Below are 25,353 nucleotides of genomic sequence, written 5' to 3' on the forward strand. Positions count from 1 at the left end.
CCGGCTGAGAAACGCCACCTTGCGAGCAAGAGCGGTCGCGCTGCCATTCTCAGCGTCCTCGCCCCAGGGTTCATTCTGCCATCCGGGCATATGATGCCTATCGCCAATCGAGGCAGCCGGCAGCTTGATACGGATCAATAGCAGTGGTTGTCCGGCTCATATCCTGCCTCTCTTCCGCATGAGGTCTGCCATGCTGTTCCAGAACCGAACCGATGCCGGCCGGCAACTCGCCGAGGCGCTGCTCAAATACAAGGGGCGGCACCCGGTCGTTCTTGCGCTGCCACGCGGCGGCGTGCCGGTTGCGGCGGAAGTCGCAGCAGCCCTCAATGCGCCACTCGATCTGCTGCTGGTCCGCAAGATCGGGCTGCCGGGGCAGCCGGAGCTCGCAATGGGCGCCATCGCGGATGGTGAGGGCATGACCACCATACGTAACCAGGACGTGATCGAGCTATCCGGCGTCACCTCCGAAGAATTTGAGGTCGTCTGCAGGGAGGAACGTGCTGAGATCGAACGGCGCCGCAAGCGCTATCTGGGCGATCGGGCTCGCGCCGAAGTCAAGGGGCAGGTTGCGATCATCGTCGATGACGGCGTTGCGACAGGCGCAACCACGCTTGCTGCCATCAAGGCTGTTCGGAAACAGGAACCGAGAGAGCTCGTGCTTGCGGTCCCGGTCGCGCCGCCGGACGCCATCAGGAAATTGCATGCGGAAGTCGATGCCGTCGTCTGTCTGCATGAGCCTCAGGAGTTTGGCGCGATCGGCTATTTCTATCGCGACTTTCATCAGGTCAGCGACGACGAGGTGATTGCCACTTTGAGGCAGTTTCCATCAAGCAGATCCATGCACGCCTCCTGACGAGCCGGCATCTAATGGTCGTGGGGCAGCGGTTCCCAGCGGTCGTCGACCTTCACGTAGGATCGCTTCACCGCTGCCCAGGCTGTGCGGTGAGCAATCTCTTCCTGCCGTTCGTCTTCCGCATGGGAGGCAAAGGCGTGGTTGAATGCTTCCCGATAGATGTCCTGCGCGTGCGATGGGAGGTGAGCTCGAACAGCAGGGGGAAGATCGATGTTTGTGCGATAGGGCATGGCTCTTGCCTCGGACGTTCACTGCCGCGCCTTGCTCGCGACGCCGCGGCGTTTCCACCAAAGAGGATAGAGGCAACTTGCTTCCGCCTCTTGACCGGCGTCAAATAGGGATGCGCAGACATCGACAGGATGGCTGACGTCATGTGAGCGCCGAGGACATCGATGGACCCGTTACCGAGCGCGCTGCTAACCGATCTGTATCAGATGACCATGATCGAAGCGTACCTTAAATCGGGCCAGACTGATACAGCCGTATTTGAGTTCTTTGTGCGCAAGCTGCCGCCTCAGCGCAGCTTCCTGATGGCGGCCGGACTGGAGCAGGCGCTCGACTTCCTGCAAAACATACGGTTCTCGCAAGACGAACTCGGCTGGCTTGAGCGAACGGAAAAATTCAGCAAGTCGTTGATCGACTATCTCGCCAATTTCCGCTTCACCGGCGAGGTTCATGCGATGCCGGAAGGCACCGTGTTCTTTGGCAACGAACCGATCCTTAGGGTTACGGCTCCTTTACCGGAGGCGCAGCTTGTCGAGACGCGCCTGATCAACATCCTGCATTTTCAGACGCTGATTGCGTCCAAGGCCGCGCGCATGGTCTTACTCGCGCCAGACAAGCTCCTGGTCGATTTTGGCTTGCGTCGCTCCCATGGTGCCGAGGCAGGGCTGCTGGCCGCCCGCGCGAGCTATGTCGCTGGATTCTCCGGTACGGCAACCCTCCTGGCCGAGAAGTCATTCGGCATTCCGACCTATGGCACCATGGCGCATTCGTTTGTTCAATCCTTTGATGACGAAGCTGCAGCATTCGAGGCGTTTGCGCGCGCCAGGCCAGAGAATCTCGTCCTGCTGATCGACACTTATGACACCGAGGCGGCCGCGAGGAAGGTCGTCAAGCTGGCGCCCCGATTGAAGGAGCTTGGAATTGCGGTCAGCGCCGTGCGGCTTGACAGCGGGGATCTGTCTGCGCTCGCCAAGAAGGTGCGCTGCATTCTGGATTCCGGCGGACTCAAGGACACCGGCATCTTCGTCAGTGGCGGGATAGAGGAGGGTACCCTGATTGCCTTCGCTCGGGATGCGGCGCCGATCGACGGTATCGGCATCGGCACGGGCCTCGTCACGTCGTCCGATGCGCCAGCACTCGACTGTGCCTATAAGCTGCAGGAGTATGCGGGCTTGCCCCGTCGCAAGCGCTCGACGGGAAAGGCCACCTGGCCCGGCCGCAAGCAGGTTTGGCGCCGGTATGACAGGAAGGGCCGCATGCTCGCAGACATTCTTTCGACCGAGGAGGACCAACAAGAGGGGGAAACGCTGATCCAGGCGGTGATGCTCGGCGGACGCCCTATCGCCTCTCAACCTTCACTTCACGACATCCGGGCTCACGCGCGCCGGCAGCTCGATCTGCTGCCTCCGGAGCTGAGAACCTCCAAAGCGGTCGCGCCCTATCCGGTGCAGATTTCAAGCCATCTTGAACAGCTGGCAGCTGTCGCCGACCGGATAGGCTCGCGTCCCTGAATTCTGATCTGCATCAAGGGAAGCGGCTCGATCCCTCTCTAGCCTGTCAAGCGACGGAGGTGCATCGATGCCGGTACAGAATGCCGAAATTGCAGAGATGTTCGACCAGACCGCCGAACTTCTCGAGATCAAAGGCGACAATCCGTTTCGTTCGCGGGCCTATCGCAATGCTGCGCGGGTGATTGAACGTCTGCCCAAGAGCATCACCAACCTCTTGAAGGCGGGTGAGGATCTTTCCGAGCTGCCAGGTATCGGCAAGGATCTGGCAGGAAAGATCGAAACGATCGTCGCGACCCATCATTTCGATGTGCTGGACAAGCTCAAGCGTGAACTGCCCGGCGATCTCGGAGAGATCGCGGCACTCCCAGGCTTGGGTCCGAAACGCGTCAAACTGCTCTACGACAAGCTGGGCGTGCGGTCACTCGCGGACCTCAGGCGCGCGGTGAGGTCTGGTCGGCTGAGAGAGCTTCGGGGCTTCGGTCCCAAGAGCGAGGAAAAGCTCGCCGCGGCGTTGGCCAAGCCTCGAGCCGAGAGGCGCTTCCGACTATCCGAGGCCGAAGCCGAAGCGGAAGCACTCCTCACTTATCTGAGGCCAGACGCGACCGATGGACAGGTGATCGTCGCCGGAAGCTACCGTCGCAGGCGCGATACCGTCGGTGATCTTGATATCTTGATGGTGGCACGTGACGGCCACGCCGCCGGCGGGAGACTCTCTCGATACGACAATGTCGCCAATGTGCTCGCTCATGGCGATACGCGGACGGCGGTGGTGCTGCGCTCCGGGCTGCACGTCGACCTGCGCGTTGTTCCTGAGGCCAGCTACGGTGCCGCGCTGATGTATTTCACCGGATCCAAGGCGCACAACATCTCCTTGCGCGGACTCGCTACCGACCACGGCTGGAAGCTGAACGAATATGGTCTGTTCGCCGGCAAACGGCGCATCGCCGGAGCAACCGAGGAGGAGATCTATGGCAAGCTCGGGCTGCCCCTGATTCCGCCCGAGATGCGCGAGGATCGCGGCGAGATCGCGCTCGCAAAGGCAAAGAAGCTCCCGAAACTGATTACGCTGTCCGATATTCGAGGCGACCTGCACGTCCATTCCAAATGGACCGACGGCACCGCCGCGATCGCCGAGATGGCGACTGCCGCCAAGGCAAGAGGCTATGCCTATATGGCTCTGACCGACCATAGCCAACACGTCACTGTCGCCCATGGTCTCGATGCCGGACGTCTGTCGCGTCAGATCGACGAGATCGATCGTTTGAACGACCGGTTGGATGGCTTTACGGTGCTGAAAGGCGCCGAAGTCGATATTCTGGCGGACGGACGGCTTGATCTGCCCGACAAGATCCTGTCGCGGCTCGATCTGGTCGTTGCTTCCGTTCACTACAAGTTCGAGCTCTCGCGCAAGATGCAGACCGAGCGCATCATCCGGGCGATGGACAATCGCCATGTCTCGATTATCGGCCATCCGACCGGACGGTTGATCGGGGAGCGCGAGCCTTACGAGATCGACATGGAAGCCGTCATTGCGGCGGCGGGCGAGCGCGGCTGTCATCTCGAACTCAACGCCGACCCGGACCGGCTCGATCTCAACGATATCCATGTTCATGCCGCCAAGTCCGCGGGCGTCAAGCTGGCGATCTCGACGGACGCACATTCGACCGCTGGATTCGCCAACATGCGTTTCGGCGTCGATCAGGCGCGCCGAGGCTGGCTCGAAGCCGCAGACGTCATCAACACTCAACCCTTGTCGCGGACGAAGAAAATGCTGAAGCGCTAGCCGGATTGCTTGATCCTTCGCAACGTGGCGCACGCGAAGTTGCGCTCATCTTAGATGACAGCACAGGAGGGGTGAAATGAGCTTCGGGAAGAAGATTGGCGCGGTTGCGACCGCGGTCGTCCTGACCCTCGCGCTGCTTGCCCCCACGGGTGCCGACGCTCGCAACGGGCGCATTGCCGCGGGAATCGTCGGCGGCCTGGCTGCCGGCGCGCTGTTCGGCGCGGCCCTCGGCGGCGGCTATTGGGGGCCGTATCCCTATTACGGCTATCCGGGGCCAGTCTATTACTACCCACCGGCACCGTATTGGGGGCCAGGTCCGTTCTGGGGACCGTACGGATACGGCGACTGCTATGTCCGAGCTGTCCGGCACAGGCGGCATGTGCATTACGTGCGGGTCTGCTATTAAGTTCGCTTGCACTCGAGCAACGGGCGGGGCTGTTATATTGCCGCGGAGAGCCAGACGCATGTCGGGGCGTTTCAAGTTTCGGGCTCTGGGCCTCTTCGTCGGACTGCTCTCGTGTTGGCCGACAAACGTGGACGCCGCGAACCTCAGCAAGGCCGCGCAACGAGGCAGGACCATCCTGCAGGAAAGATGCGGGCGCTGTCATGCGATCAAATCGGTTGGCGAAAGCCCGCTCGAGAATGCTCCGCCGATGCGCGATATCTACGCCCGGTTCAATCGGCGCGAGTTGCAGGCGGAGCTGTCGGAAGGCATGGTGTCGAAGCACAGGGACATGCCGCAAATCGAATTTTCCGACGAGGACGTGTACGCGATCATGAGCTACCTCTACATTCTTGCAGTCAGGAAATGAATGCTCGCTGCTCAGGAAAGCGCTGATCCCTGCACATCGAAGCTCACTTGGGAAGCTCACTTGGCCGGCTGCGCGGTCCATTCGACGGTCTGACGGCATCGCCGCTGGTCTGGCGACACGCGATTGGGCCGGTACGAAGGCGTCCCGTCGCTGAGTGCGCGGCGGACGTGCCGGGCGGGGCCAGATGACCGGATTAGGATTTCAATTCGCGGAGCTGCACCGGCAGATGGTGCATCAGTTTCTCAAATTCACCGGGATCGAGCTTCTCCCACGCGATCTCGAACACCCCGCGAATGACGGTCAGCGGCGCGATGGGAAACTGCTGGGGCAGCTCCATGGCGACGTGATCCGCGAAGTCGCTGGCATGTCGCTCCTTGGTCGGCGTTCCCGCCGCGTGCCAGTTCTCGTAGTAGATCCCGCGCAGAAGGATCGGCAGCTGGGCGCCAAGCTTGATCGCCACCTCCGGAGGTACGCGATCGCGCAACGCATGCAGAACAGCCCGGAGCGCGTTGTAGGCCTGTTGACGACTACCGAGCTCCAGCTTCTCCTCGATCGCCTTGAGCCAGAGATTGGTCTCCTGAATGGTGTGATCCAGCGCGGTGACGCCTGTTACGCTCATGATGCGTTCTCCTAGATTGGCCACAATAGCGGCATCCCGGATCGACGGCGTCACCGCAATCACATCCGTTGTCATGATCCGGCGAGCACGGATGCCGGCCTCGATTCAATGCGACAGCAGGGTCGGGATCGTCATCGTCCTCAGCATTTCATGGGTGACGCCGCCGAAAATGCCTTCCCGCAGGCGGGAATGCCCATATGCCCCCATCACCAGCATGTCGAGACTTTCGTCGGCGGCCAGGGACAGGATGGACGGCTGAATTTCGGAATGCTCTGCCGTCAGCTCGAGCAGCGTTGTCGTAAGTCCGGCGCGAGCCATGTGTTCAGTCAATTTCCGCGCTGAGGCCTCGGTGGGAGCAACCTGCGCCTCATTGATCGAAATCGTGACCAGCGCTTCTGCTTGAGAAAGAAACGGTCTTGCGTCCTTGAAAGCGCGGGCGGCAAGGCGGCTTCCATCCCAGCAGATGCCGATACGGTTGGCCCTGAAGGTGCCGCGGAAGATATGCGGCACGAACAGGACGGGTCCGCCCGCCTGGAGCAGGATCTCCGTCGCAGTCCTAGTGTCGTAGCTGTCCTGTGTTGCGTCCGTCTGCAGGACCACCGTCAGTCCATAGAGCCTGGCCGCAGCGCCGAGCGCGGACGCGGCTTCACCGGGCAGGTCCTCGACCGAGCGGCTTGCGTGAGAGATGTTCGCATTCCGGGCTTCCGTCTCGAAAATGGCGAGTGCAGCCGCGCTGCGTTGGGCGGCGCGTTGCCGCTCCATTTCGAAGATCTCTGAAGCGGCGACTGCTGCGCCCGCGCCTCCATCGACCACATACGCGCTACCGGGCGGGATGTATCCGACTGCAATCGCATCGAGATGGGCGTCGAACCGGGCAGCCAACGAGACGGCGGCATCAACGACAGGCTGCGGTGGCTGCTCGGTCGGAATATGCACGAGAATGTCGTTGATATTGATCACGACGACCTCCCTCCGGGACCCAATCCATACTCTCCGTCGGATGAAGCGGCATGTTGACTTGAATCAACAGTCAATGGCCGGCCGTCACCAACCGGTCCGCCGCAAAGTTGTGCTCCGCTCGGGGGAGGGGGCACGGCCCCGTTTCGTGGTCTAGCGTCACACCGGAATTTCGGGTTCCGCTAGCCGTTCGCGCTTTGGCTCCGCGATTTCGGTCATCGTCGCCTCGGTGAGCAGGAGGATGCCGGCAACCGACACCGCGTTCTCGAGGGCTGTCCGAACGACCTTCGCGGGATCGACAATGCCGGCCTCGACGAGATCGACGTATTGCTTGCGCGCGGCGTCAAACCCGAAACTGCCGACGCCACTCAGCATGCGCGCCACGACCACGCCGCCATCCGTTGCCGAGTTCTCCGCGATCTGGCGAGCGGGGGCCTCAAGCGCGCGCTTCAAGATCTGTACACCGGTCTTTTCGTCGCCTTCGCAGAGTGCTTCCTCCTTGCCGACGGCTTCGATGCATCGAAGCAAGGCAAGCCCGCCGCCCGGAACGATACCTTCTGCAACGGCCGCCTTCGTCGAACTGATTGCGTCGTCAAGCGCCTCTTTTCGTGATTTCATCTCAGCTTCAGTCGGCGCTCCGACACGGATAACGGCAACCCCGCCCGACAGCTTGGCGAGCCGCTCCTCAAGCTTCTCCTTGTCGTACTCGCTGGTCGTTTTCTCGATCTCGCGGCGGAGTTGTTGCAGCCGCGCATCGATCTGGCTGCGTTCGCCCTTGCTGCCGATCAGCGTGGTGTTTTCCTTGTCGGCAACCACACGGGCGACATGTCCCAACTGCTGCAAAGTGGTGTTTTCGAGCTTCGAACCGAGATCGTCGGAGATGACCTGGGCGCCAGTGAGGATTGCAATATCCTGCAACATCGCCTTGCGTCGCTCACCAAAACCGGGCGCCTTGACGGCGCAGCCTTTGAGCACGCCGCGAAGCTGATTGACGATGAGCGTGGCCAACGCCTCGCCTTCAATGTCTTCGGCGATGATCAGGAGCGGTTGTGCCGACTTTGCGATCTGTTCGAGCAGCGGAATGAGGTCGCGCAGAGCGCTGATCTTGTGGTCGCACAACAGGATGAATGGCTCTTCAAGAACCGCTTCCATGCGATCGGCATCGGTCACGAAGTAGGGCGACAGGAAGCCGCGGTCGAATTTCATCCCTTCCACCACGTCAAGCGACGTTTCGGTGGTCTTGGATTCCTCCACCGAGATCACTCCATCGCTGCCGACTTTCTCGAGCGCGTCGGCGACCAGCGCGCCAATCGATGGATCATTGTGAGCCGAAATGGTGGCGACCTGAGCTCTTTCCGCCTTTGTCTTGACGGGGCGCGCCATGGCATGGAGGGCCGCTATCGTCGCGTGGGCAGCGCGGTCGAGGCCCCGCTTCAGATCGATGGCACTGGCGCCGGCGACCACGTTCCTGACGCCGTCGGCAAGAATCGCATGTGCCAGGATCGTCGAGGTGCTTGTTCCGTCGCCAACGAGATCGCCGGTCTTCTCCGCGGCCTGACGCAGCACCTGCGCTCCGAGATTCTCCTCCGGATCCTTGAGGTCAAATTCCTTGGCGATCGTGACGCCGTCGTTGCATACGATCGGGGTGCCCCAGCTCTTCTGGATCAACACTGATTTTGATTTGGGGCCGAGCGTCACGCGCACGGCGTCCGCAAGCAGCGAGGCTCCGCGCAGGATCTTTTCACGGGCCGCGGAATGAAACAGCACCTGCTTGTGAGGCATCAATCGCTCCTCAGAAGGACGGCTTTCATCAGATCAAGATAGAAGTGACGCCGTTTTGGACGCTTGATCCTGATCAAGCCTAGGCCTGGGAGCAACTCGCCGGTCGGATGCCGAGTGGTCTTGCATTGCCCACCGAGCAAGCCTACGCTGTTGCAAGCTTTAGTAGAAAACAGCTTTGCTGCGGTAACGCGCCGCGCAGCTTGCGCTGCGAAATTCATTGGGAGCGGGACGTGCGCTCTATTCCAATTCCTCGGCTCAATGGGGCTTTTTGGACCATCGTCCTTCAACTGATGGCCTGCTTGCTTCCCGGCCTCACCTGGGCCGATGCTCCCGGCAAGCCGGCGTTGACGGTTATTCTCGCGCGCAATGAAATCCTCGCCGGCCAGACGATGGGCTTCAGCATATGGATCGAGAATGCGACCGAAGCCAGGATCATGGACGCGGGTCTTAGCTTGTTTGGTCCTCCTTCTTTGAAGATCGGAAGCCTCGGGCCAGACGGCACATGCGACGTAAAAGACACCATCGGTCTCGGCACCGTTGAGCCCGGTTCGACCTTGGTGCGCAGCAGAATGTGCCTCAAGGCCGATTCCAGCATCGCAGAGCGGGACGAGAACCTGGCGTTCAGTGTCAGTTATTCGCTCCAGAACGTGAAGGACAACAAGACGATCGCCGGCGCATCTGTTGCGGAAAAGAAGATGAGCATCGGTCTTTTCGGGACTGAGAGCGTGGGCGGTGTTTCGCTCCGCCTCGCGTCGTACGTCATTCCCGGCACGTTCTTCTTGATGATTTTGCGGCTATTCGCCCCCAAGGAGTCAAGAGTTGAACTGGGCGCGACCGAGTCCGTTACACTCAGCATCTTTATCTCGACTCTTTTGTTCCTTGGGACGGCGTACCTCATTCCTTCCTTGCAGCTGCGTTTTGCGGGGATCGGATCGACTGTGAGCGCGATCGCGTTTCTCGCGCTGTGTGGCGCTGCAATTGTGCTTGGCGGAATCTTGGCTGCCGTCTTGCAAGGTATTTCGATGATCGGCGCTCGGGAGCGCATCGCGCGCATTGTCCAAGAAACCGACAGGGTCGGCCCGATCATTCAGAAAGCCGTGCGTGCGGCCGGGGGCAAGCTCGATCCGGTTATGATGATCGCGGATGGCAAGCAATATTTCGGCTCGCTTGTTGTGCCTGCAAGCAATGGCGGCAGGATCTTGCTCGGCTGGTTTCAGCTCAAGGCGCCTGATGCGAAGTGCCGATCGGAAATGAAAGAATGGTTCGATAAAGACGAGTTCATCAAACCCATTGATGCAGCAGCCCGATGGGGAGTCGAACCGACCATGTTCGACCCGATCAAGGAATCAAGAGCCGGCAATCTTGAGCCGACCGAATTTCTCTGGATGTACTTTGACGAAAAGGCAGCGCGGTTGCCGGCCGGGCGCGAGGATCTTGCACAAATGAAACCGCTCACCTTAACCTGAAGAGCCGGCCGGGACCGGCCTTGCGGCCGGTCCCAGGAGATCGCTGCCGCCTTGCTCGCCTGGTCGGTAAGCACTGGCGACATATTTGGGCAGTCGCCCAGCTGTACAGCTCGTTGAGAATAGCGCGCAAAGCGCGAGAAGACAATGGTTTGCGGATGACCGGCGAAGCGAGATGCCGGGGATGCTGCGCTTGTGAGGAAATCGATCTTGTGAGGAAATCGATAATGGCGCGCGCTGTCTATTGTGTTTTTGACGTTCACCTCTGGTCGCGGCCGTTCGTTGCGGCCGATTTTGATCCACGGGTTCACTTCCTTTGGTCCTCTCGTGATTATCGCGAGATGCGCAGCCAGGGGGCCAAGATCGAGCTCGCGAACCTTGTCCTTCTTCCACTGAATGATGAATTCGACCTGCGCCGGAATCACTTCTGGCCGCGCTATCAGGCGGTCGCTAGCAATATCCCGGGGACCATAACCTCGTTTGGAGATGCCTGCGATCTCGTGTGGCCTCTACGCTGCAGGCCCAAGAATCTCGACTTAACGCTGAACGAGGCCGTGTGGCACAAGGCGGGGAGAGTGCGGTCAACCATCTGGCTGTGGCCGTTCGGCTGGTCTTCCATGCTCGAGATCGACCTGCCTGCAGACGATGAATTTGACGGGCTGCTGGATATTGGAATCGCGTTGCGTGAGAAAGACCCGGCGCCTTTGCTCTTGAAGGGGAAGGCGGTCGGGGTATCAGGCGCGCTCGCTCATCTCTCCCAACTCGTCAGGCAGGATCTGTGCACGCCGGCCGCACAGGGAAAGGCGATGGAAACGACCCGCCTTCCGCGCTACGTAGTCTGCGCGCTTGAACTGTCGAAAGGATTTCAGATCCGTGAGAACATTCCTGTAGCGGATCAGATGCTGCTGATCGGGGCCGTGCGTGGACAGGAGCTCGACCTTGCCAAGTTTCTCAGCAATCGTCCGCTGTTTACTCGGCTCGGCTACGGCAATTTTGCCGTTACCGATCTCGATGCGGGGACCGCAATCGTGCAGCGGCATTGGCAGGACCGGCCGGGCACAAAGCTCGAAAGCAATCATTGCTTCTACGTCAACACACGAAACTTTTTCTCGATTTTTCTGACACTTCACCGAATGATCGCCTACATCACCGTGAAATCAAAGGACGATGCAAGGGCGGTGGCGGCCGCATCGGTGCTTGCGTCGTTACCTATCGAGTACCAGAACAAGCTCTGCTCGGATTTCGCAGCCAACTACGCGCCGCTGCACGGCGTTCCTGTTGCCGGCAATAAGAGTCCCGCTGGACCAGCTTCTTGAGGCAACCGTGTGCAGTAGTCGATACGCTGATCGTTCAGTGGATCGCAGGTCAAGGTGCGGGGACATGCGAGGCGGTCTTGGGCTAGGTGTGCCGCGTCCACATGTGCGTCGTAGGCCTTGCGGCGTATGCGGCGGGCTCAACGCGTCAATCGGCACCAGGTGCGCCTCGAAACATGTCCAAGACATCGTTCCACATTGCCGGCGTCATTCCCATTTCGTGGCGCACGTCCGGATAGAGCCTGAAGTGCGCGTCCAGCCCGGCAGCGTGGTACAGCTGCCGTGCGGGCCAACCAGCTTAACGACCGGCTCTGCGTCCTCGCCGCACGTGAAGCCAACCGTGCCATACAGACGCGTGCGGCTGTCAGGGCTGTTGCCGAAGGAGGGGAAGATCTCGCCGCACGCGCTGCGCCACACGGCGGCGACGTGGCTCATGCAGCGGCACGCTATCCGGGGCAGGTCTCAGGCCTTCTCGGAATGTCGGTCAAGGTGCTGCTCGACACCTTCGGCCATCATCATCCCGGACTGCATGCGCGAGGCCGCGGCCGCGATTACCTTGAGGGATCGCAAGCAGAACGTATCGGTGGTCGAAACGGTGGTTCACCTCGAAAAACACTTGGTGCGTAAGCCGTAAACTCTTGAGCTCATTGGTGGGCCCGGCAGGACTCGAACCTGCAACCAGACCGTTATGAGCGGTCGGCTCTAACCATTGAGCTACAGGCCCCGCGACGCTGAGGTCTTGCCGGCGGCGGGCAGGAGCGGGCCTGTCCGGCGCGGCGTCGGAACCCCAACGACGGCTCGGGCTCCGTTTACAGCCTGGCCAGCCATCCGGCAATGCCGCTGCCCGATTGTTTTGGCGCGCTTCCGTCGCCGCCGGTCTGTCCCGGCGCGCCGCGACGCTAGTCCACCGAAACCCCGGCGAATTCCACCACCTTGCGCCACTTCTCGGTCTCGTCGACGACCAGCTTGCCGAACTCTGCCGGTGTCATCGCGCGCGGGATGCCGCCGGTCTCGGTGAGACGCGCCACCAGCTTGGGGTCCTTCAGCGCCTCGCCGACCGCCTTGTTGAGGATCTCGACGATGTCGGGCGGCGTGCCCTTGGGCGCCGAAATGCCGTAGAAGCCGACCGATTCGTAGCCCGGCACGGTCTCGGCGATCGCGGGCACGTCCGGCACCGTCGGCCAGCGCTGCGGCGAGGTGACGCCGAGCGCGCGGACGCTGCCGCCGCGCGACTGTTCCAGCGCCGTCGGGAGGTTGTCGAAAATCAACTGCACCTTGTTGGAGATGATGTCGGGAAAGGCCAGCGCCGAGCCGCGATAGGGCACGTGCAGCATGTCGCATTTGGTCATCGCCTTGAACAGCTCGGCCGCCATGTGCACCGAGGTGCCGTTGCCGGAGGACGCGAAGGCGATCTTGCCCGGGTTGGCCTTGCAGTAGTCGATGAACTCCTTGACGGTCTTGGCCGGTACGTCGTTGCTCACCACCAGCATGTTGGTGAGCTGCATGATGCTGGCGACCGGCACGGTGTCACGGATGAAGTCATAGGGCAGCTTCTTGTAGAGCGAGGTGCTGATCGCGTTGTTGGGCGCGACGAACAGCAGCGTATAGCCGTCGGGCGGCGAGTTGATCGCGGCGGCGGCCGCGATGTTGCCGCCCGAGCCGGTGCGGTTCTCGACCACGACCTGCTGGCCCAGGTGGTCGGACAGCCACTGCGCCATGATGCGGGCGACGATGTCGACGGGCCCGCCGGGGGCGAAGCCGATCAGCCAGCGGATGGGACGGTCCGGATAGGCGGCGAGCGCCGGTCCCGGTTTGGCGGCGAGTCCCGCCGCGACGATCAACCCGAACAGCAGCGCGCGCGCCAGCTTCATGCTCGTCTTCCCCCATTGATTGTTGTCGTTCAGCTCGCATGCGGCGGCCCGGTCGCCCCGGCCGCCGATCGTTCAGTGCGCCGTCACTTCTTGATCAGCGGGCACGCCGGATCCGGCGGGCCGAACGCGTCATCGCCTTTGATGGTCGCGAGGATCTTGTAGTAGTCCCAGGGATATTTGCTCTCCTCCGGCGATTTGACCTGCGCCAGCACGAGATCATGCACCATCAGATTGTCGGCTCGCAGCTTGCCGTTGCGGGCGAAGAAGTCCTCGACCGGCGTGTCCCGCATCTTCGCGGCGACCGCGAGGGGATCGTCGCTGCCCGCCGCCTTGATGGCGTTGAGATAGTGCATGACGGCGGAGTAGACGCCGGCCTGCCACATCGTCGGCATCCGGTTCATCTTGGCGAAATAGCGCTTCGACCATTCGCGCGTCTTGTCGTCCATGTCCCAGTAGAACGAGGTGGTGAGCAGGAGCCCCTGCGCCGCGGGCAGGCCGAGCGAATGGATGTCGGTGACCAGCGCGAGCAGCGCCGCCATCTGCTGGCCTCCCTTGAGCAGGCCGAACTCGGATGCGGTCTTGATCTCGTTCATGTTGTTGGGCGGGCCGGCGGCGATGCCGATGATCTTGGCCTTGGAGGCCTGCGCCTGCAGGATGAAGGACGACAGATCGGGCGTCGCGAATGGCGGCCGCACCGCGCCCACGACCTTGCCGCCATTGGCGGTGACGACGCTGGAGGCGTCGCGCTCCAGCGAATGGCCGAAGGCGTAGTCGTCGGTGATGAAGAACCAGCTGTCGCCGCCGCGCTTGACGACCTCCTTCGCCGTGCCGGTGGCGAGTGCGCGGGTGTCGAACACCCATTGCATCGCGTAGGGCGAGCAGAACTTGCCGTGAAAATCGGCGGCACCGGTCGACTGGGTGATGAACAGCTTCTTCTTCTCGGTGGCGATGGTCTGCACGGCGAGGCCCACCGCGGAGACCGGCACGTCGACGATGAGATCGACCTGCTCGGTGTCGTACCAGCGGCGCGCGATCGCGGCGCCGATGTCGGGCTTGAGCTGATGATCGCCGACGATGACGCTGATCGGCTTGTCCAGCACCTTGCCGCCGAAATCATCGACCGCCATCTGCGCCGCGGTGACGGAGCCTTGTCCGGTCGGCGTCGAGGCCGGGCCGTTCATGTCGCTGAGCACGCCGATCTTGACGACGTTGTCGGAGATCTCGGCCTGCGCGGCGGTCGTGACCAGCAGCGCGGCTGCGGCCCACGCCGCCCGCTTCAAACAGCTGAGTTGCAATCAGTCCTCCACCGGTAGCGGCGTGACGCCGTTGTTTGTTCCGGCTCTGCCGGCCGGTCCGCCTATCTGCAATCAATCCAGGGCGGCCGTCAATCATGCCGGACGGCGGAGCGGTGGAGCGATCCCGTGCGCTGCAATGCCGCAAGCAGTGAGGTCGTCGCGCGCGCGCAGGATTCTCGGCCGTTCAGGCCTTGGCGGTCTTTTGCTCTTCGTGCGCAGCCTCCCACACCTCGCGTGCGGCGTCCGCATTCATGAGCGCGATACCGACGCCCACGATCAGGTCGGGCCAGATCGAGGGCCACACAAAGGCGGTCACGAGACCGACCGCGATGATCGCGATGTTGGCGAAGGCGTCGTTGCGTGCGGACAGGAAGGCGGCGCGGGTGAGGCTGCCCTGGTGGTCCCTGACCCGCGCCAGGATCAACGCGCAGCCGAGATTGACGATCAGCGCGCCGAGGCCGGTCACGGTGAGCGGCAGCGGTGCGGGTACGATCGGCGTGAAGAACTTCTCGCCGGCGGTCCACAGTCCGGCGACCGCCGGCGCCAGCAGGATCAGCGCCAGCACCTTGCCGAGCAGCGCCCGCCGCGGCGCGCTCCAGCGCAGCGCCAGCGCAATCAGGATGTTGACCGAGGCATCCTCCAGAAAGTCGACGCTGTCGGCGAACAGCGACACCGAGCCGATCGCCAGCGCCACGGCGAACTCGATGCCGAAATATCCGAGATTCAGCGCGGCAACGGCAAGCACGGCGCGGCGAACGATGGTTGTCGCGTCCATCAGGCGTCCTCAATCCTCGAGAGCTGCGAGCCGCTCCGCCTCGGCGAGGTCGACTGCGGTATTGGCATTGAAGAACGGATCCAGCGGCACCGTCGGCCAGCTCACGGTCGCGACCTTGTAGCGCGCCGTGAAGCGGGTGACCTTCCGGATGTCCTCCGCGACCAGGGCGTGCCGGAGATCCTCGCGCAGCCCGACCGGCCACAGTCCGATCACCGGGTGGATCTGTCCGCCGGACGCCGCCAACGCCAGCTTGGCCTGCTCGGCCGCCCGCGCTGTTGCCAGTCGCGCGACGAGATCACGCGGCAGGAATGGGCAGTCGCCGGCGGCGCTCAGCATCCACCGGGCCTCTGGCATGTGCGCCGCGACCCAGTCGAGGCCGGCGAGAATGCCGGCGAGCGGGCCCGGGAAGCCTGCGACGCCATCCGGAACGACGGACAGACCGTTGCCTGCGAACCGCGCGGGGTCGCCATTGGCGTTGAGGATCAGCCGGCTGCACTGCGGCGCCAGCCGCGCGATCACGCGCTCGAGGATGGTGCGGCCGTCGACCATGCGCAACGGCTTGTCGCCGCCGCCCATCCGCTGCGCGCGACCGCCGGCGAGCAGCACGCCGGGGATCGAAGTCGAGGTCATGGTTGTCATCGCGGGTTCGTTACCACGACTGCTGCCAGGGCGTCAGCGTTGCGCCGCGCGCGATCCACCATTTACGCCTGCCCGGCGGCCATGCCGGCATGGCCCTCCCCACGGGCCCTTGCCTGGTCCATGGGGCTGCTGGCATGACATCGCCAAGAGTGGACGTGGCGTTCCACGGGGCCTTCGGGCCATCGATCGATCCCGCGCTCCTGGCTGTGCGAAAAACGCCGGGGCCTTTCTGGAGACCGCGATGAAAGTCATCGGCCTCGCCGGCTGGAGCGGCGCCGGCAAGACCACGCTGCTGACGCGGCTGATTCCTCATCTCAGGGGGCAGGGACTGCGCGTCTCGGTGATCAAGCACGCCCATCACAAGTTCGACGTCGACGTCCCGGGTAAGGATTCGTGGCGGCATCGCGAGGCCGGGGCCGAGGAGGTCCTCGTCGCGTCGGGCACGCGCTGGGCGCTGATGCACGAGCTGCGCGGCGCAAGGGAGCCCGCACTCGCGGAGCTTCTGGCGAAGTTGTCTCCCGTCGATCTGGTCGTCATCGAAGGGTACAAGGCCGGGCCGCATCGGCGCATCGAGGTGCATCGCACGGCCAATGGCAAGCCGCTGCTGTTTCCCGACGATCCAGGCATTGTCGGGCTCGCCAGCGACGGCGATGTCGAGACGGCGTTGCCGCGCGTTCATCTCGACGACATCCCGGCGATCGCGGCGCTCGTCCAACATCTGGCGACGCCGCGGGCGGACGTTCTCGCGCTGTGCGACAAACCTGGTGTTCCGTGATGGAACTCGCTCGAGCTCGCACTCATCGCTTCTGGCATCCCAGGAACCCTGCTCCGAGTTCCATAGGATGGTGCCGCCCCGGTTGACGTGCCGGAACCGCTTCTCCATGGTCGCGCGCATGATGACGAGGCTGGATCTGACGGGCCTGAAGTGCCCATTGCCGGTGCTGAAGACCCGGAAGGCGCTGCAGACGCTCAAGGCGGGAGAGCGGCTCGAAGTGTGCTGTACCGACCCGCTTGCTGTGATCGACATCCCGAATCTGGTCCGGGAGACCGGAGATCGGGTCGAGAGCGTCGATCGCACCGAGCGCGGCATCCTATTTCGGATCGAGAAGGCCGCGGAATCGGCCGGATCCGTGCGGCGGTGAACATCCTCTGCTGCGGGTTGCTCGAACTACGTAGTTCGCGCGCGGTCTGGGTGCGTCGCCTGTCAAGAGATCGCGCTGCTTCCTATCGTCGCAGCGGCGCCAACCCGAGCTCACAACAATGCCGCGTTCTCAGTTCAGGCTTGCGACGCTGTTGCAAGGCAAGGACAAGTTGTTCTTCTTCACGTTTCCGCGAGCGCGTGCATGCTGATGGTCGGCCCATCTTATTAGTTGATTTCATCAGGTATGGTCGTGACGCGTCGAGAAAGTAATCGAGAGCAACATGACTACAGCCGGGAGTGGCGGTCGCGTTGGTTGCACGTGAATTTGTGTGTGTGCTAGCAACACATTCGCGCTGCAGTGCGATCAATCCACCAAGATTGACCGATTATTACCATTTTACTATCGACAATTTGCCTCGGTTCTGCACCAATTGGGGCGCTTCCGCGGAGGTTGCGGGGGGCGAGTCATGCCCGCTGGGGAGCGGGCCAGGCAGACCAGCGGCACAAGAATGGTGAGGGCATAACGTCTCGGGTGGGGTGTTATGCGCATCGAGGCAGTGATGAGCGTTTGTGCGTTGCAAGACTGCTCTGGTACGCGATAGCGGGCGGGGTGAGTGGGCGTATTGATTCTGATCAAGGGGACAGAACATGACGTTGTTGCGTTGGACGAGAGTCCGTAGGGGAGGGATGCATGGCTACCATTGAAAGCGCGGGCACGCTCCCGGGCGCGCAGGCGGGGATCTTCGATCGTGAGCACACGGTCGCCAAGGCGGGGTTCAACCGCTGGCTGGTTCCTCCGGCTGCGCTGTGCATCCATCTCTGCATCGGCATGGCCTATGGCTTCTCGGTGTTCTGGCTGCCGTTGTCGCGCGCGATCGGCGTGACCAAGACCCAGGCCTGCCCGGACATGACCCTGGTGCAGGAGCTGTTCACGACGACCTGCGACTGGAAGGTCGCGAGCCTCGGCTGGATGTACACCCTGTTCTTCGTGCTGCTGGGCGGCTCCGCTGCCGTCTGGGGCGGCTGGCTCGAGCGGGCCGGACCGCGCAAGGCGGGTGCCGTCGCGGCCTGCTGCTGGGGCGGTGGCCTCCTGATCGCGGCGCTCGGCATCTATGTTCACCAGCTCTGGATGATGTGGCTCGGTGCCGGCGTCATCGGCGGCATCGGCCTCGGCCTCGGCTACATCTCGCCGGTGTCGACCCTGGTGAAATGGTTCCCGGACCGGCGCGGCATGGCGACCGGCATGGCCATCATGGGCTTCGGCGGCGGCGCGATGATCGGTGCTCCGCTCGCCAACCTGCTGATGAACTACTTCAAGACCCCGACCTCGGTGGGTGTCTGGGAGACTTTCGTCACGATGGGCGTGATCTACTTCGTCTTCATGATGATCGGTGCCTTTGCCTATCGCGTCGCTCCGGTGGGCTGGCAGCCCGAAGGCTGGACGCCGCCTGCGGTCAAGAAGGCAATGATCTCGGAGCACCATGTGCACCTCGACAACGCGCACAAGACTCCGCAGTTCTGGCTGGTCTGGTGGGTGCTCTGCTTGAACGTGTCGGCCGGTATCGGCGTGATCGGCATGGCCTCGCCGATGCTGCAGGAGATCTTCGCCGGCAAGCTGATCGGTTTGCCCGACGTCAGCTTCAACCAGCTCGACGCCGGCCAGAAGGCCGCGATCGCGGGCATCGCGGCAGGCTTTGCCGGCCTGTTGTCGTTGTTCAACATCGGCGGCCGCTTCTTCTGGGCGTCGCTGTCGGACCACATCGGCCGCAAGAACACCTATTACTGCTTCTTCCTGATCGGCATCGTGCTCTATGCGCTGGCGCCGACCTTCGCAGCGATGGGTTCGAAGCTGTTGTTCGTGGCGGCCTTCGCCATCATCCTCTCGATGTATGGCGGCGGCTTCGCGACGGTGCCTGCCTATCTGGCCGACCTGTTCGGCACCCAGTTCGTGGGCGCCATCCACGGCCGTCTGCTGACGGCCTGGGCGACGGCCGGCATCATCGGTCCGGTGGTCGTCAACTACATCCGCGAGTTCCAGCTTGCCGCCGGCGTGCCGCGCGACCAGCTGTACAACACGACGATGTATATTCTCTGCGCCATGCTGCTCGCCGGCCTGATCTGCAACTTCCTGATCAAGCCTGTCGATGACAAGTGGAACATGAGCGCGGACGAAGTCGCGAAGTACCAGGCAGAGCTCGCCAAGAACGAGTCGGCGATCCAGCACGGGTCGTTCGGCATCGGCAAGGGCGGTCTCGACGTCAAGGCCGCCCTGTTCTGGGCCTTCGTCGGCGTGCCGCTGGCATGGGGTGTCTGGAAGACGTTGGAAAGCGCGGTCAAGATCTTCTGACCGATCGGCGATGAGACAAGCGGGGCGGCCGGATCGGCCGCCCCTTTTTTTTGCGGCGCAGAGGCTTGGTTTCCGGACGACTGGATCAGCGCCATCGTCGCGCAAAAGAGCGCGGTGTAGCCGATCATCTCGTCCCAATGGTTCAGGCCGCGGCGAACACGCCCTTGCGGCGCAGCACCGCAAGCATGGCACACAGGATCATGGTCATCCAGAGCAGGGCGGCGAGGCTGCGACCGAAGCCGATGCGGCCGAACGTGGCGAACAGGATGAGGATTGCTAGTCGCAGCACAACTCGCAGCAGGACCCTGGCCGCCGGACGCTCAGCGGGCTTGTCGGTGGGGATGAGCATCGCGCAGGTAATACCGGCTCAGAAGTTGTCGCAGCAGAGCAGGTCGGCAAGCCCGGGTTCGGCCTGGACGCCGCGCCTTGCGTCAGTCTGCGAGACGCCGGGCTCGAGACGGCGGGCCTCGGCCGCTGCGTGGAGAATGGCGAGGGCGAGATCGGCGTGGCGGGCTTCGACGCAATGATCGAGCCAGTCCGGCAATTCGCGCTGTTGCGATAATGCGCAGTGCCATTCGCCGTCATCATAGGCGATGCGCCGGAGCTGCCATCGTGGCAATTGCAGCGCGACCAGCTCCAGCACGGCATCGATCCGCGCGTCGGTCTCCAGCAATCGTGCGATCCGCAGCCGGCGTCGCCCTCGCGCCGACAACGGTGAGACGTCCTCGTCTTCGCCAAGCAGGGCCGTCAGCATCGCCGTCGTGGTCTGCGCGAGTTGTACCCGCTCGGGCACATCCGGTCGTGTCGTCAAGGCAGCCATGCCGGCCTCCCGTCGTCAGTGAGCGATGGCCCGATGGGCCTTGATCGGCAATGTGGTCGACGGCGGCGTAGGAATGCGAGAGGGGCGAAGGCGCGAAGAAATAGCCGGCGCATAAAGACGCCTCGGCGGCATGGCCGGTTCATATGCGGCTGCGGCAGCGCGGTTCTGCCGGGGGGCGGGAGAACGCCGCGGTCTTTATGAGATTCCTATAACTCTGTCGGCGGTGCTGTCTCGAAAACCTATGAGGTCGGATGCCATCTGTCCGCGATGGAACGGACCGTGGCCGCACCGGCGCTCCCGGCCGCTCCAAGCGTTGCGCGTCTTTCGCGCGCATGAGGAGCACACCATGCTGGACATCCTGATGCTGGCGCTGGCCGCCGGCTTGTTCGCGCTGGCGATCGGCTACACCTACGCCTGCGAGCGGCTCTAGGAGACGAGCCATGATCTTCGACTATTCGCTCGCCGGCGCGGTATCGCTCGGCCTTCTGATCTACCTCACCTACGCGCTGTTGCGGCCCGAGCGGTTCTGACCGCCACCGTCGCACCTTCAAGGACAACATCCCCATGACTGTGATCGGCTGGATCCAGATCCTGCTCTACTGCGCCGTCATCGTCGCGCTTGCCAAGCCGCTCGGCTGGTACATGACGCGCGTCTTCAATGGCGAGCGCACCTTCCTGTCGCCGGTGCTGCGGCCGGTCGAGTCCGCAATCTACTGGATCGGCGGCGTCGACGAGCGCCGCGAGCAGCATTGGCTGACCTACACGGTCGCGATGCTGCTGTTCCATGTCGGCGGCTTCCTGATCATCTACGGCGTGATGCGCTTGCAGGCCGTGCTGCCGTTCAATCCCGCGGGACAGTCTGCGGTCGCCGAGGATCTCTCCTTCAACACCGCGATCAGCTTCCTGACCAACACCAATTGGCAGAACTACGGCGGCGAGAGCACGCTCTCCTATCTCGTGCAGATGCTCGGGCTCACGCACCAGAACTTCCTGTCGGCCGCGACCGGCATCGTGCTCGCGATCGCGCTGATCCGCGGCTTCTCACGCGCCTCGGCGCGGACCGTCGGCAATTTCTGGGTCGACGTCGTCAGATGCACGCTCTATGTGCTGCTGCCGCTCTGCATCGTCTACACGCTGTTCCTGGTCTGGCAGGGCATCCCGCAGACGCTCGGGCCCTATGTCGAGGCCACGACGCTGGAAGGGGCGAAGCAGACCATCGCGGTCGGCCCGGTGGCTTCGCAGGTCGCGATCAAGATGCTCGGCACCAATGGCGGCGGCTTCTTCAATGCCAACGCCGCGCATCCGTTCGAGAACCCGAACGCGCTGTCGAACTTCATCCAGATGCTCTCGATCTTCGCGCTCGGTGCCGCGCTGACCAACGTGTTCGGCCGCATGGTCGGCAACCAGCGCCAGGGCTGGGCGCTCCTCGCCGTGATGGGCGTCCTGTTCATCGCCGGCGTCGTCATCACCTACTGGGCCGAGGCCAACAGTACGACCACGTTGAACGCGCTCGGACTGACGGGCGGCAACATGGAAGGCAAGGAGGTCCGCTTCGGCATCGTCGCGTCGTCACTGTTCGCCGTGATCACGACGGCCGCCTCCTGCGGCGCGGTCAATGCCATGCATGACAGCTTCACCGCGCTTGGCGGCATGATCCCGCTGATCAACATGCAGCTCGGCGAGATCATCATAGGCGGCGTCGGCGCCGGGCTCTACGGCATGCTGCTGTTCGTGGTGCTCGCGATCTTCGTCGCCGGCCTGATGGTCGGGCGCACGCCGGAATATGTCGGCAAGAAGATCGAGGCGCGCGAGGTCAAGATGGCGATGCTGGCGATCCTGGTGCTGCCGCTGATGTATCTCGGCTGGACCGCGGTCGCGGTGGTGCTGCCGTCGGCCGTCGCGTCGATGGCCAATGCCGGTCCGCACGGCTTCACCGAGGTGCTCTATGCCTATACCTCGGCGACCGCCAACAACGGCTCGGCCTTCGGCGGCCTCACCGGCAACACCTTCTTCTACAACCTCACGCTCGCGTCCTCGATGTTCGTCGGCCGCTTCTTCATGATCATTCCGGCGATGGCGATCGCGGGCTCGCTCGCCGGGAAGAAGTCGATCCCGCCCTCGGCCGGCACGTTCCCGACCACGGGCGGCCTGTTCGTCGGCCTCGTGGTCGGCGTCATCCTGATCATCGGCGGCCTCACCTTCTTCCCGGCTCTCGCCCTCGGTCCGATCGTCGAGCATCTCGCGATGGCCGCCGGCACCGTGTTTTGATCTCGGAGCAACCTCCATGGACACCATGAAACTGCAGAAGCGCTCGTCGATGTCGACGATGCTCGACCCGAAGATCGTGCTGCCGGCCATCAAGGCCGCGGTTGTCAAGCTCGACCCGCGGTTGATGATCAGAAACCCGGTGATGTTCGTGGTCGAGGTCGTCGCCGCGCTCACCACGGTGATCTTTCTGCGCGACGTCGTGACCGGCGGAGCGAATCTCGGCTTCACCTTCCAGATCATTCTCTGGCTGTGGTTCACCGTGCTGTTCGCCAATTTCGCCGAAGCCGTCGCCGAAGGCCGCGGCAAGGCACAGGCGGATTCGCTGCGCAAGACGCGCACCGAGAGCCAGGCCAAGCTGCTGATGGGCACGAACCCGGCCGATCACACCTACAAGCTCGTGCCCGGCACCAGCCTGAAGGTCGGCGATCTCGTGCTGGTCGAGGCCGGCGACACCATCCCTTCCGACGGCGAGGTGATCGAGGGCGTCGCCTCGGTCAACGAGGCTGCGATCACCGGCGAATCCGCGCCCGTCATCCGCGAATCCGGCGGCGACCGCTCGGCGGTGACCGGCGGCACGCAGGTGCTGTCGGACTGGATCCGCGTCAGGATCACGGCCGCGCAAGGCTCGACCTTCATCGACCGCATGATCAAGCTGGTCGAGGGCGCGGAGCGGCAGAAGACGCCGAACGAGATCGCGCTCAACATCCTGCTCGCCGGCCTCACCATCATCTTCGTGTTCGCGACGGTGACGATCCCGAGCTACGCGGCCTATGCCGGCGGCTCGATCTCGGTGGTGGTGCTGGTGGCGCTGTTCGTGACCTTGATCCCGACGACGATCGGCGCGCTGCTGTCGGCGATCGGCATCGCTGGCATGGACCGCCTGGTGCGCTTCAACGTGCTGGCGATGTCGGGCCGCGCGGTCGAGGCCGCTGGCGACGTCGATACGCTCCTGCTCGACAAGACCGGCACCATCACGCTCGGCAATCGCCAGGCGACTGCATTCCGTCCCGTCAAGGGCGTGAGCGAGCAGGAGCTCGCCGACGCGGCGCAGCTCGCCTCGCTCGCCGACGAGACACCGGAGGGCCGCTCGATCGTGGTGCTGGCCAAGGACAAATACGGCATCCGCGGCCGCGACATGGCCGAGCTCGGCGCCACCTTCGTGCCGTTCACGGCGCAGACCCGCATGAGCGGCGTCGATGCCGGCGGATCCTCGGTGCGCAAGGGTGCGGTCGACGCCATCCTCAACTCCATCGGCGGCGGCCCGACCCAGCCCGTCTCCGGCAGCACGGTGCGCGCGGTCCAGCCGGTCGAGAGCGAGCTTGTCCGCGAGATCCGTGCAATCTCCGACGACATCGCCAAATCCGGCGGCACGCCGCTCGCGGTCGCCAGGGACGGGCGCCTGCTCGGCGTCGTCCAGCTCAAGGACATCGTCAAGGGCGGCATCCGCGAACGCTTCGCCGAGCTGCGCCGGATGGGCATCCGCACTATCATGATCACCGGCGACAACCCGATGACCGCGGCGGCGATTGCCGCCGAAGCCGGCGTCGATGATTTCCTGGCGCAGGCGACGCCCGAGGACAAGCTCAAGCTCATCCGCGACGAGCAGGCCAAGGGCAAGCTGGTGGCGATGTGCGGCGATGGCACCAACGATGCGCCGGCGCTGGCGCAGGCCGATGTCGGCGTCGCCATGAACACCGGCACGCAGGCCGCGCGCGAAGCCGGCAACATGGTCGATCTCGACTCCAATCCGACCAAACTGATCGAGGTGGTCGAGATCGGAAAGCAGCTCTTGATGACGCGCGGCGCGCTGACGACGTTCTCGATCGCCAACGATGTCGCCAAATATTTCGCGATCATCCCGGCGATGTTCCTGGCGTTCTACCCGCAGCTCAACGTGCTGAACGTCATGAACCTGGCGAGCCCGCAGAGCGCGATCCTTTCGGCGATCATCTTCAACGCGCTCGTCATCATCGCGTTGATCCCGCTGGCGCTGAAGGGCGTCGCCTACCGCGCCATCGGCGCCGGCGCGCTGCTCGGCCGCAACCTGATGATCTATGGCCTGGGCGGCATCATCATTCCCTTTATCGGCATCAAGGCGATCGACCTGATCGTGACCGCCTTGCATCTGGCCTGACACCACAAACCCCGTCATCGCGAGCGAAGCGACGCAATCCAGGACTGTCTCCGCCCTCACGACGCTGGATTGCTTCGTCGCTTCGCTCCTCGCAATGACGGGAGAGACACAGGAGATTCACATGCTCAAAGAAATCCGTCCCGCCATCTTGGTCCTGCTCGCGCTGACCCTGATCACCGGGCTGCTCTACCCGCTCGCCATGACCGTCGTCGCCGGTACCATCTTTCCGGCGCAGGCCGAGGGCAGCCTGATCACGCGCAACGGCAAGGTGATCGGATCGGCGCTGATCGGTCAGGAGTTCAAGGACGACAAATATTTCCACGGACGTCCGTCGGCGACCTCGGCCGCCGATCCGAACGACTCCACCAAGACGGTTTCTGCGCCCTACAACGCCGCCAACTCGTCCGGCTCCAATCTCGGCCCGACCAGCAAGGCGCTGGCCGACCGCGTCAAGGAGGACGTCGACAAGCTGAAGGCGGAGAATCCCGCGCAGGCCGTGCCGGTCGATCTGGTGACGACCTCGGCGAGCGGGCTCGATCCGGACATCTCGCCGGAAGCGGCGCTGTTCCAGGTGCCGCGGGTGGCCAAGGCGCGCGGCTTGCCGGAGGCGAGCGTCCAGGCCGTGATCGCCCGGCAGACCCAGGGCCGTCTGCTCGGACTGCTCGGCGAACCCCGCGTTAACGTGCTGGCGCTCAACCTGGCACTCGATGCTGCCAAACCGCAATGACGCCTTGAAGGTCTTGGC

At 63.4% G+C, this 25,353-nt stretch carries 24 protein-coding genes and 1 tRNA gene; 14 read left to right on the forward strand and 11 right to left on the reverse strand.

Annotated elements, in window-relative coordinates:
- Positions 1–190 precede the first annotated feature (190 nt).
- Positions 191–853, forward strand: a complete 663-nt coding sequence (locus ACQR1E_RS13440; protein WP_316166600.1) for a phosphoribosyltransferase — start codon at positions 191–193, stop codon at positions 851–853.
- 11 nt (positions 854–864) lie between these two features.
- Here ACQR1E_RS13440 and ACQR1E_RS13445 read toward each other — a convergent pair whose 3' ends face one another.
- Positions 865–1,083, reverse strand: a complete 219-nt coding sequence (locus ACQR1E_RS13445; RefSeq protein ID WP_316166601.1) for a ChaB family protein — start codon at positions 1,081–1,083, stop codon at positions 865–867.
- Between the two features lie 162 nt (positions 1,084–1,245).
- On the opposite strand from ACQR1E_RS13445, the gene ACQR1E_RS13450 reads away from it, so the two are divergent.
- The 4 genes from ACQR1E_RS13450 (at position 1,246) to ACQR1E_RS13465 (ending at position 5,184) form a co-directional block, all read left to right on the forward strand.
- Complete coding sequence (locus ACQR1E_RS13450; RefSeq protein WP_434897155.1) at positions 1,246–2,589, forward strand: nicotinate phosphoribosyltransferase; 1,344 nt, start codon at positions 1,246–1,248, stop codon at positions 2,587–2,589.
- A gap of 67 nt (positions 2,590–2,656) precedes the next feature.
- A complete protein-coding gene (gene polX / locus ACQR1E_RS13455; RefSeq protein ID WP_434897156.1) occupies positions 2,657–4,372 on the forward strand; it encodes a DNA polymerase/3'-5' exonuclease PolX in 1,716 nt (571 codons plus the stop codon).
- Positions 4,373–4,448: 76 nt separating this feature from the next.
- Positions 4,449–4,778: a hypothetical protein gene (locus tag ACQR1E_RS13460; RefSeq protein WP_434897157.1), complete on the forward strand. Its 330-nt coding sequence runs from the start codon at positions 4,449–4,451 to the stop codon at positions 4,776–4,778.
- A gap of 58 nt (positions 4,779–4,836) precedes the next feature.
- Entirely contained in the window at positions 4,837–5,184 is a 348-nt protein-coding gene (locus ACQR1E_RS13465; protein ID WP_315718648.1) for a c-type cytochrome, read from the forward strand.
- Positions 5,185–5,377: 193 nt separating this feature from the next.
- Here the strand turns inward: ACQR1E_RS13465 and ACQR1E_RS13470 are convergent, their stop codons facing one another.
- From ACQR1E_RS13470 to groL, 3 genes are all read right to left on the reverse strand, one after another.
- Entirely contained in the window at positions 5,378–5,803 is a 426-nt protein-coding gene (locus ACQR1E_RS13470; RefSeq protein WP_316169622.1) for a DUF2267 domain-containing protein, read from the reverse strand.
- Positions 5,804–5,908: 105 nt separating this feature from the next.
- Positions 5,909–6,763 carry a universal stress protein gene (locus tag ACQR1E_RS13475; RefSeq protein WP_434897158.1) on the reverse strand — a complete coding sequence of 285 codons (855 nt, stop codon included), beginning with the start codon at positions 6,761–6,763 and terminating at the stop codon, positions 5,909–5,911.
- A 156-nt stretch (positions 6,764–6,919) separates the two neighbouring features.
- The gene (gene groL, locus ACQR1E_RS13480; RefSeq protein ID WP_315718645.1) at positions 6,920–8,542 is read right to left on the reverse strand and encodes a chaperonin GroEL; all 1,623 of its coding nucleotides are present in this window, start codon (positions 8,540–8,542) and stop codon (positions 6,920–6,922) included.
- A gap of 125 nt (positions 8,543–8,667) precedes the next feature.
- Between groL and ACQR1E_RS13485 the strand changes: the two genes are divergently transcribed.
- Complete coding sequence (locus ACQR1E_RS13485; RefSeq protein WP_434897159.1) at positions 8,668–10,008, forward strand: hypothetical protein; 1,341 nt, start codon at positions 8,668–8,670, stop codon at positions 10,006–10,008.
- 224 nt (positions 10,009–10,232) lie between these two features.
- Positions 10,233–11,321 carry a hypothetical protein gene (locus ACQR1E_RS13490; RefSeq protein WP_315827742.1) on the forward strand — a complete coding sequence of 363 codons (1,089 nt, stop codon included), beginning with the start codon at positions 10,233–10,235 and terminating at the stop codon, positions 11,319–11,321.
- Between the two features lie 645 nt (positions 11,322–11,966).
- Here ACQR1E_RS13490 and ACQR1E_RS13495 read toward each other — a convergent pair.
- The 5 genes from ACQR1E_RS13495 to mobA all read right to left on the reverse strand — a co-directional run bounded on the left by ACQR1E_RS13495 (position 11,967) and on the right by mobA (position 15,898).
- Positions 11,967–12,042 (reverse strand) — tRNA-Ile (locus tag ACQR1E_RS13495).
- Between the two features lie 175 nt (positions 12,043–12,217).
- Positions 12,218–13,189: a Bug family tripartite tricarboxylate transporter substrate binding protein gene (locus tag ACQR1E_RS13500; protein ID WP_315750189.1), complete on the reverse strand. Its 972-nt coding sequence runs from the start codon at positions 13,187–13,189 to the stop codon at positions 12,218–12,220.
- An 83-nt stretch (positions 13,190–13,272) separates the two neighbouring features.
- A complete protein-coding gene (locus tag ACQR1E_RS13505; protein WP_315828332.1) occupies positions 13,273–14,484 on the reverse strand; it encodes an ABC transporter substrate-binding protein in 1,212 nt (403 codons plus the stop codon).
- A 184-nt stretch (positions 14,485–14,668) separates the two neighbouring features.
- Complete coding sequence (locus tag ACQR1E_RS13510) at positions 14,669–15,259, reverse strand: cation transporter (protein WP_315717976.1); 591 nt, start codon at positions 15,257–15,259, stop codon at positions 14,669–14,671.
- Between the two features lie 9 nt (positions 15,260–15,268).
- On the reverse strand, positions 15,269–15,898 hold the full coding sequence (gene mobA / locus ACQR1E_RS13515) for a molybdenum cofactor guanylyltransferase MobA (protein WP_434897160.1): 630 nt from the start codon (positions 15,896–15,898) through the stop codon (positions 15,269–15,271).
- 241 nt (positions 15,899–16,139) lie between these two features.
- Between mobA and mobB the strand changes: the two genes are divergently transcribed.
- From mobB to ACQR1E_RS13530, 3 genes are all read left to right on the forward strand, one after another.
- The gene (gene mobB / locus ACQR1E_RS13520; protein WP_315717978.1) at positions 16,140–16,673 is read left to right on the forward strand and encodes a molybdopterin-guanine dinucleotide biosynthesis protein B; all 534 of its coding nucleotides are present in this window, start codon (positions 16,140–16,142) and stop codon (positions 16,671–16,673) included.
- 106 nt (positions 16,674–16,779) lie between these two features.
- Positions 16,780–17,040: a sulfurtransferase TusA family protein gene (locus ACQR1E_RS13525; RefSeq protein ID WP_315717979.1), complete on the forward strand. Its 261-nt coding sequence runs from the start codon at positions 16,780–16,782 to the stop codon at positions 17,038–17,040.
- Positions 17,041–17,730: 690 nt separating this feature from the next.
- Positions 17,731–19,386: an OFA family MFS transporter gene (locus ACQR1E_RS13530; RefSeq protein ID WP_315717981.1), complete on the forward strand. Its 1,656-nt coding sequence runs from the start codon at positions 17,731–17,733 to the stop codon at positions 19,384–19,386.
- 142 nt (positions 19,387–19,528) lie between these two features.
- Here ACQR1E_RS13530 and ACQR1E_RS13535 read toward each other — a convergent pair whose 3' ends face one another.
- Both ACQR1E_RS13535 and ACQR1E_RS13540 read right to left on the reverse strand, forming a co-directional pair.
- Positions 19,529–19,735, reverse strand: coding sequence for a hypothetical protein (locus tag ACQR1E_RS13535; RefSeq protein WP_434897161.1), 207 nt, complete (start codon positions 19,733–19,735; stop codon positions 19,529–19,531).
- Positions 19,736–19,753: 18 nt separating this feature from the next.
- Positions 19,754–20,206, reverse strand: coding sequence for a hypothetical protein (locus tag ACQR1E_RS13540; protein WP_316172486.1), 453 nt, complete (start codon positions 20,204–20,206; stop codon positions 19,754–19,756).
- Between the two features lie 440 nt (positions 20,207–20,646).
- Between ACQR1E_RS13540 and ACQR1E_RS13545 the strand changes: the two genes are divergently transcribed.
- The 4 genes from ACQR1E_RS13545 (at position 20,647) to ACQR1E_RS13560 (ending at position 25,335) form a co-directional block, all read left to right on the forward strand.
- On the forward strand, positions 20,647–20,736 hold the full coding sequence (locus tag ACQR1E_RS13545; RefSeq protein WP_042340291.1) for a K(+)-transporting ATPase subunit F: 90 nt from the start codon (positions 20,647–20,649) through the stop codon (positions 20,734–20,736).
- Between the two features lie 34 nt (positions 20,737–20,770).
- Positions 20,771–22,474, forward strand: a complete 1,704-nt coding sequence (gene kdpA, locus ACQR1E_RS13550; RefSeq protein WP_434897162.1) for a potassium-transporting ATPase subunit KdpA — start codon at positions 20,771–20,773, stop codon at positions 22,472–22,474.
- Positions 22,475–22,490: 16 nt separating this feature from the next.
- A complete protein-coding gene (kdpB, locus tag ACQR1E_RS13555) occupies positions 22,491–24,608 on the forward strand; it encodes a potassium-transporting ATPase subunit KdpB (protein WP_434844508.1) in 2,118 nt (705 codons plus the stop codon).
- Between the two features lie 121 nt (positions 24,609–24,729).
- Positions 24,730–25,335, forward strand: a complete 606-nt coding sequence (locus ACQR1E_RS13560) for a K(+)-transporting ATPase subunit C (protein WP_315717986.1) — start codon at positions 24,730–24,732, stop codon at positions 25,333–25,335.
- Positions 25,336–25,353: the final 18 nt, after the last annotated feature.

Origin of the sequence: Bradyrhizobium sp. HKCCYLRH1030 (assembly GCF_051168395.1) — a bacterium.
Lineage (GTDB): Bacteria > Pseudomonadota > Alphaproteobacteria > Rhizobiales > Xanthobacteraceae > Bradyrhizobium.